The sequence below is a fragment of the Corynebacterium confusum genome (assembly GCF_030408715.1).
GTDB lineage: Bacteria > Actinomycetota > Actinomycetes > Mycobacteriales > Mycobacteriaceae > Corynebacterium > Corynebacterium confusum.
On sequence record NZ_CP047202.1, the window covers coordinates 2,214,085 to 2,229,186 of the forward strand.

Consider the following 15,102-nt stretch of genomic DNA (forward strand, 5'->3'; position numbering starts at 1 on the left):
TATCGACCTTTGTGCAGAGGGCGATAATTATCCGGGTCCTTACCTCCCCGCCCGCCGCAACGTGGTGGTCAGCATCTCCATGAACTCGGCGTATTCGCAGAAGAGCCCCCGGGGTGTTACCCGGCGGACCACGAAGCCCTGGTTTTGCAGGTAGACCTCGCGGTCGCGCTCGGAGCGGATGACGTCCTCGACCGCGCGGCCGTAGGTCTGCCCGTCGTATTTGGCGGCGCCGTCCACCTCGAGGACCAGCCAGCCATCGATGAGCAGGTCCACGCGGAAAGCTCCGATCCGGGCCTGCGGCTCGACGCGGTGGCGCTGCGCCATCCCGCTGTGGATGAGCAGGCCGCGGGCGAGCGACTCGTACGGCGACTCCGAGACGCCGATCGCGGCCTCAATGACCTGGCGGGCCTGGCCAATCCCCCGTGTGCCCTTGAGCCGGGCGGCCACGGCCTCCAGCGCGGCGCGCTCATAACCGCGGGCCAGGTAGCTGTCGGCGGCCACCAGCCCGCGCACGAAGCCGTGCAAGCGGGCCAGGTCCACCACGGTGCGGGCCGGGCTCGTAGCTCTGACGCTCGGGGCTCCTTCCTCAGCAGAAACCGAGACGATATCGCCCGGCGGCAGCTTCATCTTGCGGTAGCGCCACCCGGGCGGGACCTGCGCGTTGGGCGGGACGGTGCCGCCGGCCAGTGCGAGTTCTATGTCCTCCTCCCCGCGGGCGCTGAGCACCCACAGCCGGTGGACGCGAGCGGCCGAGCAGGCGGCCAGCACCGCGCGGTGGGCGCTGAGCGCGGCGGCCAGGCAGCGCAGCCGGGTCTGCTCGTGGACGGGTAATGAGGTATAAGCCTGCGCGTCGACAGTCACTTGCGGCGCGAGGCGGGTGCAGTGGACATTAGCGGTACGGGTCTTAGTCAGCTTCATACCGCCATCCTGACCGGAAGCGCAAGCCCCGGTCTAGGCCAGCCTGGCCCGGATACAGCAAAACTGTGGATAACTGGGCGCGGGCCCTAGTTATCCACAGTCGCGGGCACGCTCAAGTGGCGTGCGGCAGCACAAGGTGCTAGTACAGGCCGGCCTCGCGTGCCATGGCAGCGATCTCGGCGGACTTCTGCGCGATGGCCAGCTCCTCGTTGGTCGGGACCACGAAGACCTTGACCGGGGAGTCCGCGGTGGAAATCATGCGCGGCTCCTTGGAACGGACCAGGTTGGCTTCCTTGTCGAAGTGGATGCCGTACATGTCCAGGTTGTATAGGGAGTCCTGGCGGACCTCGGTGTCGTTCTCACCGACGCCGGCGGTGAACGTGATGGCGTCGACGCGGCCGAGCGCAATCATGTAGGAACCGATGAAGCGGCGCAGCTGGTGGATGTAGATGTTGTACGCCAGCCAAGCGTCGGAGTCCTCGTTCTCAATCCGCTCGCGCAGCAAGCGGAAGTCGTTGACGCCGGAAATGCCCTTCACGCCGGACTGCTTGTTGAGCAGCTTGTCGATCTCGTCGATGGACATGCCCGCCTGGCGGGACAGGTGGAAGATGATGCCCGGGTCGATGTCGCCGGAGCGGGTACCCATTGCCAGGCCGGCCAGCGGAGTAAGGCCCATCGAGGTGTCGATGGCGCGGCCGTTGGAGATCGCGGCGGCGGAGGCACCGTTACCCAGGTGCAGCGTGATCTGGTGGGTGTGGCCCGGATCGCGGCCCAGCAGCTTCGGGACCTGCTGCGAGACGAACTCGTGGGAGGTGCCGTGGAAGCCGTAGCGGCGGATGTCGTACTTCGTCGCGACTTCCTTGTTGATGGCGTACAGCGCGGCGGCCGGGGCCATGCGGTTGAAGAAGGCGGTGTCGAAGACGGCGACGTGCGGCAGGTCCGGCAGGATGGCGCGCGCGACGCGGATGCCGTCCAGGTTGGCCGGGTTGTGCAGCGGGGCCAGCGGGATGAGATCCTCAATCATGGACTCGATCTGCTCGTCGAGCAGCTGCGGCTCGCTGAACAGGCGCCCGCCGTGGACGACACGGTGGCCGACGGCGATGAGCTCGAGCTGGGTGGGGCCGACCTGGTTGTCTTCCATGATCTCGAAGGCGCGCTTCAGGCCCGCGGTGTGGTCGGGGATTTCCAGCTCTTCGCGGATCTTCTCGCCGTTGACGGTGACGTTGATGGCACCGTTCGGCTCGCCGATCTGCTCGACCAGGCCGGTGACCAGCGGAGCGTCGGTGGCTTCGTTCTCCGGGTTCACCACCTGGAACTTGATGGAGGAAGAGCCGGAGTTAAGTACTAGAACGTAGGCCATTTAGGCGTTGCCTCCTGCCTGGATAGCGGTAATAGCGACGGTGTTGACGATATCGGGGACGGTAGCGCCACGGGACAGATCGTTGACCGGCTTGTTCAGCCCCTGCAGGATCGGACCCACGGCCAGGGCGCCACCGGTGCGCTGCGCGGTCTTGTAGCCGATGTTGCCGGCTTCCAGGTCCGGGAAGATGAAGACGTTGGCCTGGCCGGCGACCTCGGAGTCGGGCATCTTCTTCTTGGCCACGCCCGGGTCGCAGGCGGCGTCGAACTGCAGCGGGCCGTCGACCTTGAGGTCGCCGTTGATCTGACGGGCGGCCTCCACGGCGGCCACGGCGCGGTCCACGTCCGGGCCGGAGCCGGAGGTGCCGGTGGAGTAGGACAGCACGGCCACGCGCGGGTCTATGCCGAACTGGGCCGCGGTCTTCGCGGAGACGGCGGCGATCTCACCGAGCTGCTCGGCGGTCGGGTTCGGGTTGACCGCACAGTCGCCGAAGGCCCACAGGCGGCCGCGCATGACCATCAGGAAGATGGAGGAGACCACGGAGGCCTCCGGGGCGGTCTTGATGATCTGGAAGGAAGGCTTGATGGTGTGGGCGGTAGTGTGTGCCGCGCCGGAGACCATGCCGTCGGCCAGGCCCTTGTGGACCATCATGGTGGCGAAGTAGGAGATGTCCTGCATGGTCTCGCGGGCCTGCTCGAGGGTAACACCCTTCTTCTTGCGCAGCTCGGCGAAGTCGGCAGCGAATTCCTCGGCCAGCGGGGAGGTCAGGTGGTCGATGATGGTGGCGTCGGTCAGATCCACGCCCAGCTCGCCGGCGCGGGTGGCAATGGAGTCCGTGTTGCCCAGGATGGTGAGCTTGACGATGCCCTTTTCCAGCAGCTGGCCAGCCGCCAGCAGGATGCGGTCGTCGTCGCCCTCCGGCAGCACGACGTGGGCGCCGGCGGCCTTGGCCTGGCCTAGCAGCTGCTGCTCGAAGACGGGAGCGGACATGACCGGCTCGACGTTGAGGTTAATCTGACGGGCCAGCGCCTCGCCGTCCTGGAGCTGGTCCGGGGTGACAACGCCGGCAACGGTCGCCTGCACGTCCTTGGCGTGGCGGACCGCAAGTTCGGCCGCGCCCTTTTCCTGCTCGGCTACGAACAGCAGCGGCACGCCGACGGCGGCGGCAGCTACGGAGTCGAAGTGGGTGTCGCCGGTGCCCTGAATAACTACGGGGCCGTTGGCGGTAAGTTCCGCAGCGACGACGTCGGCGAGCTTCGGGTTGAGCTCATCCAGAGTGCGCAGCTGCGCGTCTAGCTGGTGGGCAGTTTCCGCAAGGTTGAGGTCGGCAAAATCACGACCTACGACACTGACAAGGACAGAACGAGCATTAGACATGCGACGAACCTTTCATTCGCTGTCACGGGGCAATATTCACAGCAAAAGTGCTGCATATCACTCAGTAATTTGTTTAGTGACCTCCTCTACCCTACTTCAGAATGCCCATTTTTCCGATTCGCGTAGATGTAAAACAGGTCACTCATGACTATAAGTTTTGGGCAGAATCCTCGATCGCGCGCTTAACCGCAGCTACGGACTTTTCTAGGGCCTTGGTTTCCCAGTCGTCCAGGTCCACCGGGACGCGCCGGAGGACCCCCGAACGCCCGATCAAACATGGCAGGGAGACCGCGACGTCACCGTCGTAGCCGTATTCGCCGTGCAGGGTGGTCGAGACCGGGAAGATGGTGCGCTCATCGAGCAGGACCGCCCGCGCCAGGCGCATGGCCGAGGCAGCGACGCCGGCGTTGGTCCAGCCCTTGGAGTGGAAGACCTGGTAGGCGGCTTCGACGACGCGCTCGGCTAGGTCCCCCGGGTCGAGCTGGGCGCCGGGGAAGTATTCGCCGAGCCGGGCAGCGGGAATCCCCGCCACGGACAAGTGGGACAGGACTGGGAAGGCGGCCATGCCGTGCTCGCCCATCATGTAGCCGTCGACGGAGTCGGGGCTAATCCCCAGATCGTCGGCGACCAGGCGGCGCAGGCGGGACGAGTCCAGCATGGTGCCGGTGGCGAAGATCTTGTGCTCCGGGTAGTCGAATTCGTTCTGGGCAATCCAGACGATGGTATCGGCCGGGTTGGTGATGAAGATGAGCACGGGGCCAGCCTCTTTGTCGGCCACGTTCGCGCACACCTCGCGCATGATCCCGCGGGTGATATCGCCGTTGACGGGCGCGAGCGCCGCCCGGTCCGGGTTGGCGTCGGGGTTGTCGGGGTCCACGATCATCGACGGGCCGGCGGCCGAAATGACGACGTCGGCGTCCGTGCACTCGGAGTAGTCGCCGCGGCGTACGCGCGGGACGAAGCTACCAGGCACGCCGGTCAGGTGGTGTTGGTCGAGGGCCTCGCCGTAGGCAATGTCGGGGTCGCTATCGATGACCACAATGTCGGCAAACAAGCCGGAATGTACCGCCTCTGCCAGCACGTAGGAACCTACGTGGCCCGCTCCGGTGATAACGAGCTTGGCTGGTCGGTTCATGATTTTCCTTTCGACGAGTAGTGAAACAAGAAGGGTTCTCGGCAAGCGAAAAACCGCCGACCTCGAGTGTAGGCCGGCGGTAGCAGCGCTTACAGGGAGTGGAAGATGGAGAAGAAGATGGTTGCCACGGCCACCAGGCCGATGAAGGTGGTGAACCAGTTGGACGGCTTGCCGCGGAAGCGCTTGAGTGCGTCCACCTTGTGGATGGCCCACATCGGAATCAGGAAGAGCAGGACGGCAATGGCCGGGCCACACAGGGTCTCAATCATGCCCAGGATGGACGGGTCGGCCCAGGCGACCAGGATGCAGGTCACCAGGATGAAGATAAGCGAGCCGGTCTCCAGCGCGCGGCTGTGGGTGAACTTGGTGTTGCCAGCGACGTGGTTGCCGGTCACCACCAAGCCCTCGACGGACTCCGCCGCGCCCAGATAGTGGCCCAGGAAGGACTTGCAGATGGCCACCAACGCTACGATGGGGGCTACCCATTGCAGGAAGGGGGCATCGAAGTGGTTGGCCAGGTAGGACAGGATGGTGATGTTTTGCTCCTTGGCCTCGGCCAGGTTTTCCGGCGACAGAGACAGGGCGCAGGAGAAGACGAAGAACATCACGACGATGACCATGAGGCCTTCGGCCGCCGCCAGGACCTGGCCGGTCTTCTTATCCACCCACTTGTCGCCGTACTCCTGGCGCCTCTCGGAGGCGAAGGAGGAGATGATCGGCGAGTGGTTGAAGGAGAATACCATCACCGGCACCAGCAGCATCAGCGTGGTGGCCAGGCCGTTGCCGGAGGCCTCCCGCGCGACGTCCAGGTCGAAGGTCGAGAAGAACGCGGTGTTCCAGCGTGGAATGAGGTAGAGCGCTAGGAAAATCAACACGGCAATGAAGGGGAAGGCCAGCGCGGACATCACCTTGACCACGATTTCCTGGCCCATCTTCACCACGAAGATGAGGCCGCCGACCAGCAGGGTGGCCAGTACCCAGCGCGGCCAGGGATCGACGTGCAGCTGGTGGATAAGGAAGGACTCCAGGGTGTTGGTCAGCGTGACCGCGTAGACCAACACCAGCGGGTAGACCGCCACGAAGTAGAGGACGGTCATCACGACGCCGGCGTTGGCTCCGAAGTGCTCCTCCATGACGTCGGTCAGGTGAGACTTCGGATCGGAGCCGGACAGGACCAGTCGGGTCATCGCGCGGTGGGCCCAGAATGTCATCGGGAAGGCGATGATGGTCATGATGATCAGCGGGATAATTCCGCCGATGCCCGCGTTGATGGGCAGGAACATGACGCCGGCGCCGATGGCGGTGCCAAACAGGCTCAGCGTCCAGATGGTATCGGTTTTGCCCCAGCCGGGGGCCTTGTCAGCACTGTCGGCGCTACCCAGCGCCGTGGTGGTTGTTGCCCGCCGAGCGTCGGCGGCCTCGGGAGGGATGACGGACATGGTGTGTTCGACCCTTTCGACGTGTTCCCCGCAGCCCTACGCGAAAGAACGGGCCGATGGAGAACTATTTATCACTTCAGAGTCCATTCTCCGGAAAATGCCGCGGTATTGCTATGAGCAAACTCACATTTGATGATTAATTATTATCACATCACTGAAATGAGAACTTTTCCGCGGGGATCCGCTATAGTAATTAGCTACACTCGGTTCTGACATAGTTTTTACCTAGTAGCCAACAGGAACCATGCGAAAGCCCACCCAGGCTGCACCGACCCCAATCTCCCCCTAAAAATCCCCTGGGGAAACGGTGTTTCCCCCTAAGGCCACGCCTCCCCCGCCGGCTGCCCCCGACTATTGGGCATGTCACGAAAAAACCGGGCACTATGACCAAAATCAAAGCCCTTTTCCCCAGGTCAGATACCTTATACCATCGGAGGCATGAGCACTACAGTCCAGAACCCGCTCGTCACCGCCGCCGAAATCGAGGCCGCCCACGAGCGAATCCAAGATGAAATCAACCGCACCCCGCTGCGCTACAGCGAACGACTGTCCCAGCTGACCAACTGCAACGTCTACCTCAAGTGCGAGGAACTGCAGGACGTGCGCTCCTACAAGATCCGCGGCGCACTCAACAGCATCAAGAACCTGAGCGACGAGGAGCTGGCCGCCGGCATCGTCACCGCCTCGGCCGGCAACCACGCCCAGGGCGTGGCCTATGCCTGCAAGACCATGGGCGTGCAGGGCAAGATCTTCGTGCCGGTGCCCACCCCGGCCCAGAAACGCGACCGCATCCTGGCCCACGGCGGCCGCTTCGTGGACTTGGTCGTGACCGGCGAGTCCTTCGACGAGGCCTCCGCCGCCGCCCACGAGGACGCCGCCGAGCGCGGGGCCACCTTCATCGAGCCCTTCGATGCCCACGACACCGTCGTCGGCCAGGGCACCATGGCCAAGGAGATCCTCGAGCAGCTGGCCGAGGAGGGCAAGGAGCTGCACGCGCTCATCGCCCCCGTCGGCGGCGGTGGTCTGCTGTCCGGCCTGACCAGCTACGTCGCGGAGAAGGCCCCGGAGACCCAGATTTACGGCGTGGAGCCGGCCGGCGCGGCATCGCTAGCCGCGGCCTTCCGTAACAACGGCCCGATGACGCTGCCGACCGTGGACCCGTTCGTGGACGGCGCGGCTGTCAAGCGCATCGGCGCGCTGCCCTACGAGATCCTCTCGGCTAACAAGGACCGGCTGGAGCACTTCGCGGTCAGCGAGGACGACGTCTGCATCGAGATGCTCAACCTCTACCAGAACGAGGGCATCGTCTCCGAGCCGGCCGGCGCGCTGTCCGTGACCGGCCTGACCAAGCTGGACCTGGCGCCGGGCTCAACCGTGGTCTGCGTCATCTCCGGCGGCAACAACGACGTCATCCGCTACACGGAGATCATGGAGCGCTCCCTGGTGCACCGCGGCCTGAAGCACTATTTCCTCATCAGCTTCCCGCAGGTCCCTGGCCAACTGCGCATCTTCCTCGACGAAATCCTCAACCCGGGCGACGACATCACCAGGTTCAAGTACCAGAAGCGCAACAACTGCGTGCTGGGCACCGCGCTGGTGGGCCTGGTGCTGGAGAAACCCGAGGAAATCGACCAGCTCATCGAACGTTTGGACAACTCCAAGTTCGAGTACGAGTACCTCAAGCCGGGTACTCCTGAATATAAGATAGTCGGATAAGCCCTTCCGAGGCTGATTTGGGGAGCAGCCTTGTTACCCTATCTAGTGCGTTGCTCGAATCCGAACGTATGATGAGCTCAGATTAGACAAGTAACAGCCACTCCCCAAGAATCAGTGAGGACTCCGACACATTATGACTTCCCCTCTGCGCGTTGCAGTCGTTGGTTCCGGCCCAGCCGGCATTTACGCATCCGATCTTCTGGTTAAGTCCGAGGTCGACGTCAAGGTCGATCTGTTTGAGAAGATGCCCGCCCCCTTCGGCCTGATCCGCTACGGCGTGGCCCCGGACCACCCGCGCATCAAGGGGATTGTTCAGTCTCTGCACAACGTCATGGAAAAGGAAGACATCCGCTTCCTGGGCAATATTGAGGTCGGCCGCGACGTTACCGTCGAGGAGCTGCAGGACTACTACGACGCCGTTATCTTCGCCACCGGCGCCACCGCCGACCGCCTGGTCAACATCCCGGGGGAGGACCTCGAGGGCGTCCACGGCGCCGGCGAGTTCGTGGGTTTCTACGACGGCAACCCGAACTTCAAGCGCGACTGGGACCTGTCCGCCGAGTCCGTGGCCGTCATCGGCGTGGGCAACGTCTCCCTGGACGTCTCCCGCATCCTGGCCAAGACCGCCGATGAGCTGCTGGTTACGGAGATCCCGGACAACGTTTACCAGGCCCTGAAGACCAACCGCGCCAAGGAGATTCACGTCTTCGGCCGCCGCGGCCCGGCCCAGGCGAAGTACACCCCGAAGGAGCTCAAGGAGCTGGACGAGTCCCCGACCATCGAGGTCATCGTCGATCCGGAAGACATCGACTACGACGCCGCTTCCGAGGAGGCCCGCCGCGCCGCCAAGTCCACCGACCTGGTCTGCCAGACCCTGGAGGGTTACGCCATGCGCGAGACCAAGGGCGCCCCGCACAAGCTCTACATCCACTTCTTCGAGGCCCCGGTGGAGATCCTCGGTCAGGACGGCAAGGTCACCGGCCTGAAGACCGAGCGCACTGAGCTCGACGGCACCGGGCGGGTCAACGGCACCGGCAAGTTCACCGAGTGGCCGGTCCAGGCGGTCTACTCCGCCGTGGGCTACCACCCGCAGGACGTCGAGGGCGTGCCCTACGACGAGGAGAAGGCCGTCATCCCGAACGACGGCGGCCACGTGCTGCGCGATAACGGCGGGGAGAAGATCCCGGGCCTGTACACCACGGGCTGGATCAAGCGCGGCCCGGTCGGGCTTATCGGCAACACCAAGTCCGACGCGAAGGACACCACCTCCATGCTGCTGGCCGATCACCTGGCCGGCGAGCTCACCGAGGCCACCAAGCGCGACCCGCAGGACATCCTGGACCTGCTGGCCAGCCGCGACATCGCCGTGACCACCTGGGAAGGCTGGCACCGCCTGGACGCGGCCGAGCGCGCCGCCGGCGAGCCGCAGGAGCGCGAGCGCATCAAGATCGTCGAATGGGACGAGATGGTCCGCTACGCCGGCCCGCAGGAGGACTAAGCCCGCCCGCTAGAGTGGTGGGCGTGACTAAAGAATCTTTCCAGCCCACCATCACCGCCGCGCCGCTGGCGGCGCTGGCCCCGCTAGACGTCCACGCGCTCTACAAGCTGCGCGTGGACGTCTTCGTGCATGAGCAGGCCACCCCTTACGCCGAAATCGATGACACGGACGCCCAGCCGTCCACCATCCACCTCCTGGCCTGGGACAGCCCTGCTCAAAAACAAGCGCAAGCACAAACACAAGCGCCGACCCAGGATCCCACTCCCCGGCTCCTGGGCACGGCCCGCCTGTTCCCGGCGACCATCCCGGACCCGGACGCCACAAAACAAGGCGAGCCCGCCGACGCCCCCACCCTCGAGATAGTCCAGTTCGGCCGCTTCGCCCTAGATCCCGCCGCCCGGGGCACGGGCCTGGGCCGGCAGCTTATCGATGCCGCCTTGCAGTTCGCCGCCACCGCCCGTCCGGGCGCGCCGGTCTACCTGGAGGCGCAATCGCCGCTGACCGGCTACTACGGCCGCTTCGGCTTTAGCGTGTGCGGCGAGCCCTTCGACGAGGACGGCACCCCGCACACACCGATGATTAAGCGCGCCGCGGCTGAGTAGCTAGGAGGCAGGCTCCTACTTCCGGCCCCACAGCGAGGTGTTTTCGACTGCGGCTTCCTCGTCGTCATCGTCGATGCCGCCGGTCAGCTCGGGGTTGACGCACACCAGCGGCTCGTCCAGCAGCACCACCTTGTGCAGCTGCGGGATATCCGGGGTCTGGGAGTCCTCGACGACCTCGGCCGCGGTCGGGGTGCCGCGCACCTCGATGCGCGTGGCCGCCACGTTGGCCCTATCGCGGGCCTCCTCGATGTCCTCGCCCGTGGAGACCACCAGGCCCATCCGCCGGCCCTTGTAGGCGCCCGGCTTGCCAAACAGCGTCACGTCGGTCTCCGCGACCGCCATCGCCTGACCCACGCCCTGGTAGGCGACGTCCTCGATGTCGTCGTCCGCGTGCAGCACGTAGGCCGCCCCGGGGGAGACCAGCGTGACGTCGATCGGGTAGCCCAGGATGGCGCGGGCCTGCAGCTCGAACTCGGAGAAGCGCTGGGTGTAGCCGGTCAGCATGGCAGTATCCGATGGCCGCGGGGAGACGGAGGAAAAGTAGACGTCGTCACCGGCGACGAAGAGCTCCACCCCGTAGACGCCGCGCCCGCCCAGCTCGTTGGAGATTCGCGCGGCCACCGAGCGGGCGTTTTCCAGCGCGCGCTGGCTCATGGGCATCGGCTGCCACGACTCCACCAAGTCGCCGTGCTCGTGGCGGTGGCCGATAGGCTCGCTGAACCAGGTGGCCATCTCCTTGGTGGACGGGTCGATGGAGCGCACCGCCAGCAGCGTGACCTCGTAGTCGAAGTCCACGAAGCGCTCGGCCACCACGCAGTCGGAGTCAGAGGACACGCGGCGGACCTTTTGCCAGGCGCTGGCGATTTCTTCCGGATCGCGGACCAGCATATGCCCCTTGCCGGAGGTCGACACGTCCGGCTTGATGATGCACGGGAAGCCGAGCTCCTCGACCGCGGCGGCGAGCTGTTCCTCCGAGTTCGCGAAGCGGTAGGCCGTCGTGGGCAGGCCCAGCGACTCCGCCGCACTGCGGATCGATTCCCGGTCCCGGGTGAGCTCACAGGCGCGCGCGGTGGGCACCACCACGGCGTCAGTTTCCGCCTCCAGGCGGGACAAGGCGTCCACGGCCACCATCTCCACCTCAGGCACTACGAAGTCCGGCTGGACCTGGGAGGCAATCTCCCAGACCGCCTGCGGGTCGGAAATCTGCGCCACGTGCGCCACGTGGGCGATGTGCAGCGCCGGCGCCCCCGGGTAGGAGTCCACCGCGTGCACCTCTAGTCCCAGGCGCTGGAACGCAGCCGTCAGCTCCTTGCCGAGCTCACCACCGCCGAGCAGCAGCACCTTGGTGGCGTTCGATGTCAGCGGCGTTCCGATATGTTGTGCAAAGTCCATAGATCGTTCCTCCAGAAGCTGTGAGACACCACAGCAAACTCTGCGCCCATTATCGCATAGCGCCAGCTATCTGCCGCATTGGAACAGGCCATAACATTGCGCAGGTGCCGGTCCTACAACGCACAAACTCCCGCCCAGCTGCCATCACAGCATTCGACGGGAGTGCGTGTTCTATTGGTTTTCTGCCTGTTTAGGCGTCCTCAAGGACGTCGTGGCGCACGATGGTCTGGTCGCGGCCGGGGCCGACGCCGATGTAGGAGATGCGGGTGCCGGACAGTTCCTCGAGGCGCAGGACGTAGTCCTGGGCCTTCTGCGGCAGTTCCTCGAAGGTCTGGCAGCCGGTGATGTCCTCGTCCCAGGCCGGCATGGTCTCAAAGATGGGCTCTGCGTGGTGGAAGTCGGACTGGGTCATGGGCATCTCGTCGAAGCGCTTGCCGTCCACGTCGTAGGCCACGCAGATGGGGATCTCCCCAATGCCGGTCAGCACGTCCAGCTTGGTCAGGAAGTAGTCGGTGAAGCCGTTGACGCGGGTGGCATAGCGGGCGATGACGGAGTCGTACCAACCGCAGCGGCGCTTGCGGCCGGTGTTGACGCCGATCTCCCCGCCGGTGGTCTGCAGGTACTCGCCCCACTTGTCGAAGAGCTCCGTGGGGAACGGGCCCGCGCCCACGCGGGTCGTATACGCCTTGATGATGCCCAGAGAAGTGGTGATCTGCGTCGGGCCCACGCCCGAGCCCACCGAGGCGCCGCCGGCCGACGGGTTGGAGGAGGTCACGAACGGGTAGGTGCCGTGGTCCACGTCCAGCATGGTGGCCTGGCCGCCCTCCATGAGGACGTGCTTGCCGTTGGACAGGGCATCGTTGAGCTCTAGCTCGGCTTCGATGACCATCGGGCGCAGGCGCTCCCGGTAGCTCAGGAAGTACTCCACGACCTGCTCCGGGTCGATGGCCTTGCGGTTGTACATCTTGACCAGCATCTGGTTCTTGATGTCCAGCGCGGAGGTGACCTTCTGGCGCAGGATGGACTCGTCGAAGATGTCCTGGACGCGTATGCCGATGCGCGCGACCTTGTCCGCGTAGGCCGGGCCGATGCCGCGGCCGGTGGTGCCGATGGCACGCTTGCCCAGGAAGCGCTCCTGCACGCGGTCGAGCGTCTGGTGGTACGGCGCCACCAGGTGCGCGTTGGCGGAGATTTTCAGGCGGGAGGCCTTCGCGCCGCGGGCTTCCAGCCCGTCGATCTCGTCGAAGAGGGCCTCCAGGTTAATCACGACGCCGTTGCCCAGGATCGGGGTGGCGTTTTCCGACAGGATGCCGGCGGGCAGGAGCTTGAGCTCGTACTTCTCGCCGCCGACCACGACGGTGTGGCCGGCGTTGTTGCCGCCGTTCGGCTTGACGACGTAGTCGACCTTGCCGCCGAGGATATCCGTCGCCTTGCCCTTGCCTTCGTCGCCCCACTGAGCGCCAACAATGACGATTGCTGCCATGGTTGTTAATTCACTTCCCCATTTTAATTGGAGTCAAATACGCACTAACTCTACCTGCTTAGCTATCCGCGTGGGCACTCCTACCCCGGCGAAGTAGCATAGAAAACATGCGTGTGATGATCCTGCGCTGCGGCGCGCCTCAGTTTCCACTGCCCGACGATCCGGACTCCAGCTGGGAAATCCTGGATTGCAGCGCCGTGCCCACGCGCAAGGAGCTCAAGACGGTAGACGCCGCCGCCCGGGAGATCCTGCCCGAAGACCCCACGCCGTCGCTCGACGAGATCGCCGCCCAGCCCGACGTGGCGCACCTGGGCGCGCCGGCGCCTGCGCCCCAGCCAGTGCCGGAGGCGCTGCGCGTGGTCGTCATCGGCACGGACGCCGCCCTGTCCGCGGTGATTACCCGGCTCATGCGCGCCGACACCATGTGGGTCGAGGTCGCCTACGTGCCGGTGGAGGATTCCTCCGCCGCCGCCCAGAACTGGGGCCTGCCCCAGACTGCGGACGACGCCTTCCGCCTGGCGCTCGACGGGGCGGTCGCGCCGGTGCCCACCATCCGCAACGACGCCGGCCAGGCCGTGGCGGGATCGGCCACCATCAGCCAGTGGAACCCCGGGGCCATGACCGGGGAGATCATCGTGGACGACCACGTGCTCGTCCGCCAGGACGGGGAGGCCCTAAGCGGAGCCCAGACGGGCGTCTACGGCGCCAAACTGGTGCCCATGGTGGACGCCCCCGGCATCGTCGCCGCGGCGGCGCCAGTGGCCCGCCAGGGGCTGCTCGAGCGCCTGCGGCGCAAGCAGGCCGCGCCCCAGCCCGGCCCGGTGGATCCGTCCACCGTGGCCACCGGGCGCGCGGTCCAGGCCGGCGGGCCGGAGCTGCGCGTGACCGTGGACGGGGTCTCCCGCCCCCGCCCCGTCGACCGCGTGACCTTCTACCGGCACCTGCGCGACCTGCAGGTGGTGCGGATGGCGCGCCCCTAGCGCCTAAAGGTCGTGCTCATCCTCGTCGTAGATCTCCGGCGGGTAGGCCGGGGTCTGCGAGGTCGGGATGAGCACCGCCACGGCGGACTCGCGGGACATGCCGCAAATCATCAGCAGGTCCACCACGATGGAGCGCGTCTGCGCCAGGATGGCGTAGGCCGACAGCTGGCTGCGGCCCTCCACAATGTCCATGCTGGCCCTAGCACCCGCGCGGCGCAGCCGCTGGACCAGGTGGGGCAGCTCCTGGGCCTCGTTGAGGCCGCGCCGGCTGCCGTAGATTTCGGCCAGCTCCTCCATGACCGAGCACAGCTCCTCAATGAGCTCGATCTGGGCCGGGGAGACGCTGTCCCCGTCCTCGGTAATGACCAACGCGCGGCGGGAGAGCACGCGCACGCCGCGCACACCGTTGTCCACGGGCACCAGGATGCGCTCCAGCGAGCGGATATTGCGCCTAGATCCCCACATGATGGGCGAGACCTCTGAGGCCTCCCGGCCCTGCTTGGCGGCATCGGCCAGCTTCTCGATATTGGTCTGCGTGCCGAAGACGGCCTGCCGGGCCTCCTCGATGATCTCGACGTCCTGCTTCTCCAGCCCGCGGGAGACGTCGTAGAGCACGCTGGCGGCGATGCTGAGCACCTTGGAGACCTCCCGGCGCGCCTGGGCCAGCGGCGAGTTCGGGATGAGCGCGATGGTTACCACGCCGATGACGGACCCGATGAGGGCATCGATAGCGCGGTTTAAGCCCCCGGCGCCTTCCGTGGGCGGGAAGATGGTGGCGATCAGGATGGAGCCAAAGACGATCTGGTTGGTCAGCAGCGGCGATTTCGTCATGAACGAGCCGAGCAGCAGCGTCGCGCCCACGATCACGGTGATCTGGAACGGGCCCTGGCCGACGAATTGGAAGAGGATATCCCCCACCGCCACGCCGGTAATGCCGCCGATGGCCATCTCCACCGCGCGCTTCATCCGGTCGCCGCCAGACAGGCCCAGGATGATCACCGTGGAGATCGGCGCGAAGAAGGGCTGCGCGTGGCCCGCGATGTCGTTGGCCACCCAGTAGGACAGCCCCGCGCCGACGGTGGCCTGCAGGATAAACACGAAGCGCGAGCGCACGCGGTTCAACCGGGCCATTAATGACCGGTCGATACTGCGCAGGCGCTCGCGCGTGGTGAGTCGTTTTCGTTCTTCGGCCATGGGCGCCA

12 protein-coding genes are annotated in these 15,102 nt (G+C 65.7%); 4 read left to right on the forward strand and 8 right to left on the reverse strand.

What is annotated here, in order from left to right; translation table 11 throughout:
* Positions 1–39: 39 nt before the first annotated feature.
* The 5 genes from CCONF_RS10285 to CCONF_RS10305 all read right to left on the reverse strand — a co-directional run bounded on the left by CCONF_RS10285 (position 40) and on the right by CCONF_RS10305 (position 6,229).
* A complete protein-coding gene (locus CCONF_RS10285; protein ID WP_290223411.1) occupies positions 40–918 on the reverse strand; it encodes a hypothetical protein in 879 nt (292 codons plus the stop codon).
* 139 nt (positions 919–1,057) lie between these two features.
* Positions 1,058–2,278 (reverse strand): acetate kinase, encoded by a 1,221-nt coding sequence (locus tag CCONF_RS10290; protein ID WP_290223413.1) that lies wholly within the window; start codon positions 2,276–2,278, stop codon positions 1,058–1,060.
* Positions 2,279–3,655: a phosphate acetyltransferase gene (gene pta / locus CCONF_RS10295; protein ID WP_290223416.1), complete on the reverse strand. Its 1,377-nt coding sequence runs from the start codon at positions 3,653–3,655 to the stop codon at positions 2,279–2,281.
* 148 nt (positions 3,656–3,803) lie between these two features.
* Positions 3,804–4,790 carry a lactate/malate family dehydrogenase gene (locus tag CCONF_RS10300; protein ID WP_290223418.1) on the reverse strand — a complete coding sequence of 329 codons (987 nt, stop codon included), beginning with the start codon at positions 4,788–4,790 and terminating at the stop codon, positions 3,804–3,806.
* A gap of 89 nt (positions 4,791–4,879) precedes the next feature.
* Positions 4,880–6,229 (reverse strand): SLC5/6 family protein, encoded by a 1,350-nt coding sequence (locus CCONF_RS10305; RefSeq protein ID WP_290223419.1) that lies wholly within the window; start codon positions 6,227–6,229, stop codon positions 4,880–4,882.
* Between the two features lie 438 nt (positions 6,230–6,667).
* Here CCONF_RS10305 and ilvA point away from each other — a divergent pair, with 438 nt between their 5' ends.
* From ilvA to CCONF_RS10320, 3 genes are all read left to right on the forward strand, one after another.
* Positions 6,668–7,945, forward strand: coding sequence for a threonine ammonia-lyase IlvA (ilvA, locus tag CCONF_RS10310; RefSeq protein ID WP_290223421.1), 1,278 nt, complete (start codon positions 6,668–6,670; stop codon positions 7,943–7,945).
* A gap of 133 nt (positions 7,946–8,078) precedes the next feature.
* Positions 8,079–9,443 (forward strand): FAD-dependent oxidoreductase, encoded by a 1,365-nt coding sequence (locus CCONF_RS10315; RefSeq protein ID WP_290223423.1) that lies wholly within the window; start codon positions 8,079–8,081, stop codon positions 9,441–9,443.
* A 23-nt stretch (positions 9,444–9,466) separates the two neighbouring features.
* On the forward strand, positions 9,467–10,045 hold the full coding sequence (locus CCONF_RS10320) for a GNAT family N-acetyltransferase (protein WP_290223424.1): 579 nt from the start codon (positions 9,467–9,469) through the stop codon (positions 10,043–10,045).
* Between the two features lie 15 nt (positions 10,046–10,060).
* Here the strand turns inward: CCONF_RS10320 and purT are convergent, their stop codons facing one another.
* On the reverse strand, positions 10,061–11,437 hold the full coding sequence (purT, locus tag CCONF_RS10325) for a formate-dependent phosphoribosylglycinamide formyltransferase (protein ID WP_290223426.1): 1,377 nt from the start codon (positions 11,435–11,437) through the stop codon (positions 10,061–10,063).
* A 190-nt stretch (positions 11,438–11,627) separates the two neighbouring features.
* On the reverse strand, positions 11,628–12,920 hold the full coding sequence (locus CCONF_RS10330) for an adenylosuccinate synthase (RefSeq protein WP_290223428.1): 1,293 nt from the start codon (positions 12,918–12,920) through the stop codon (positions 11,628–11,630).
* A gap of 107 nt (positions 12,921–13,027) precedes the next feature.
* Between CCONF_RS10330 and CCONF_RS10335 the strand changes: the two genes are divergently transcribed.
* A complete protein-coding gene (locus CCONF_RS10335) occupies positions 13,028–13,900 on the forward strand; it encodes a hypothetical protein (protein ID WP_290223431.1) in 873 nt (290 codons plus the stop codon).
* Between the two features lie 3 nt (positions 13,901–13,903).
* Here CCONF_RS10335 and CCONF_RS10340 read toward each other — a convergent pair whose 3' ends face one another.
* Complete coding sequence (locus CCONF_RS10340; RefSeq protein WP_290223433.1) at positions 13,904–15,094, reverse strand: FUSC family protein; 1,191 nt, start codon at positions 15,092–15,094, stop codon at positions 13,904–13,906.
* Between the last annotated feature and the right edge of the window lie 8 nt (positions 15,095–15,102).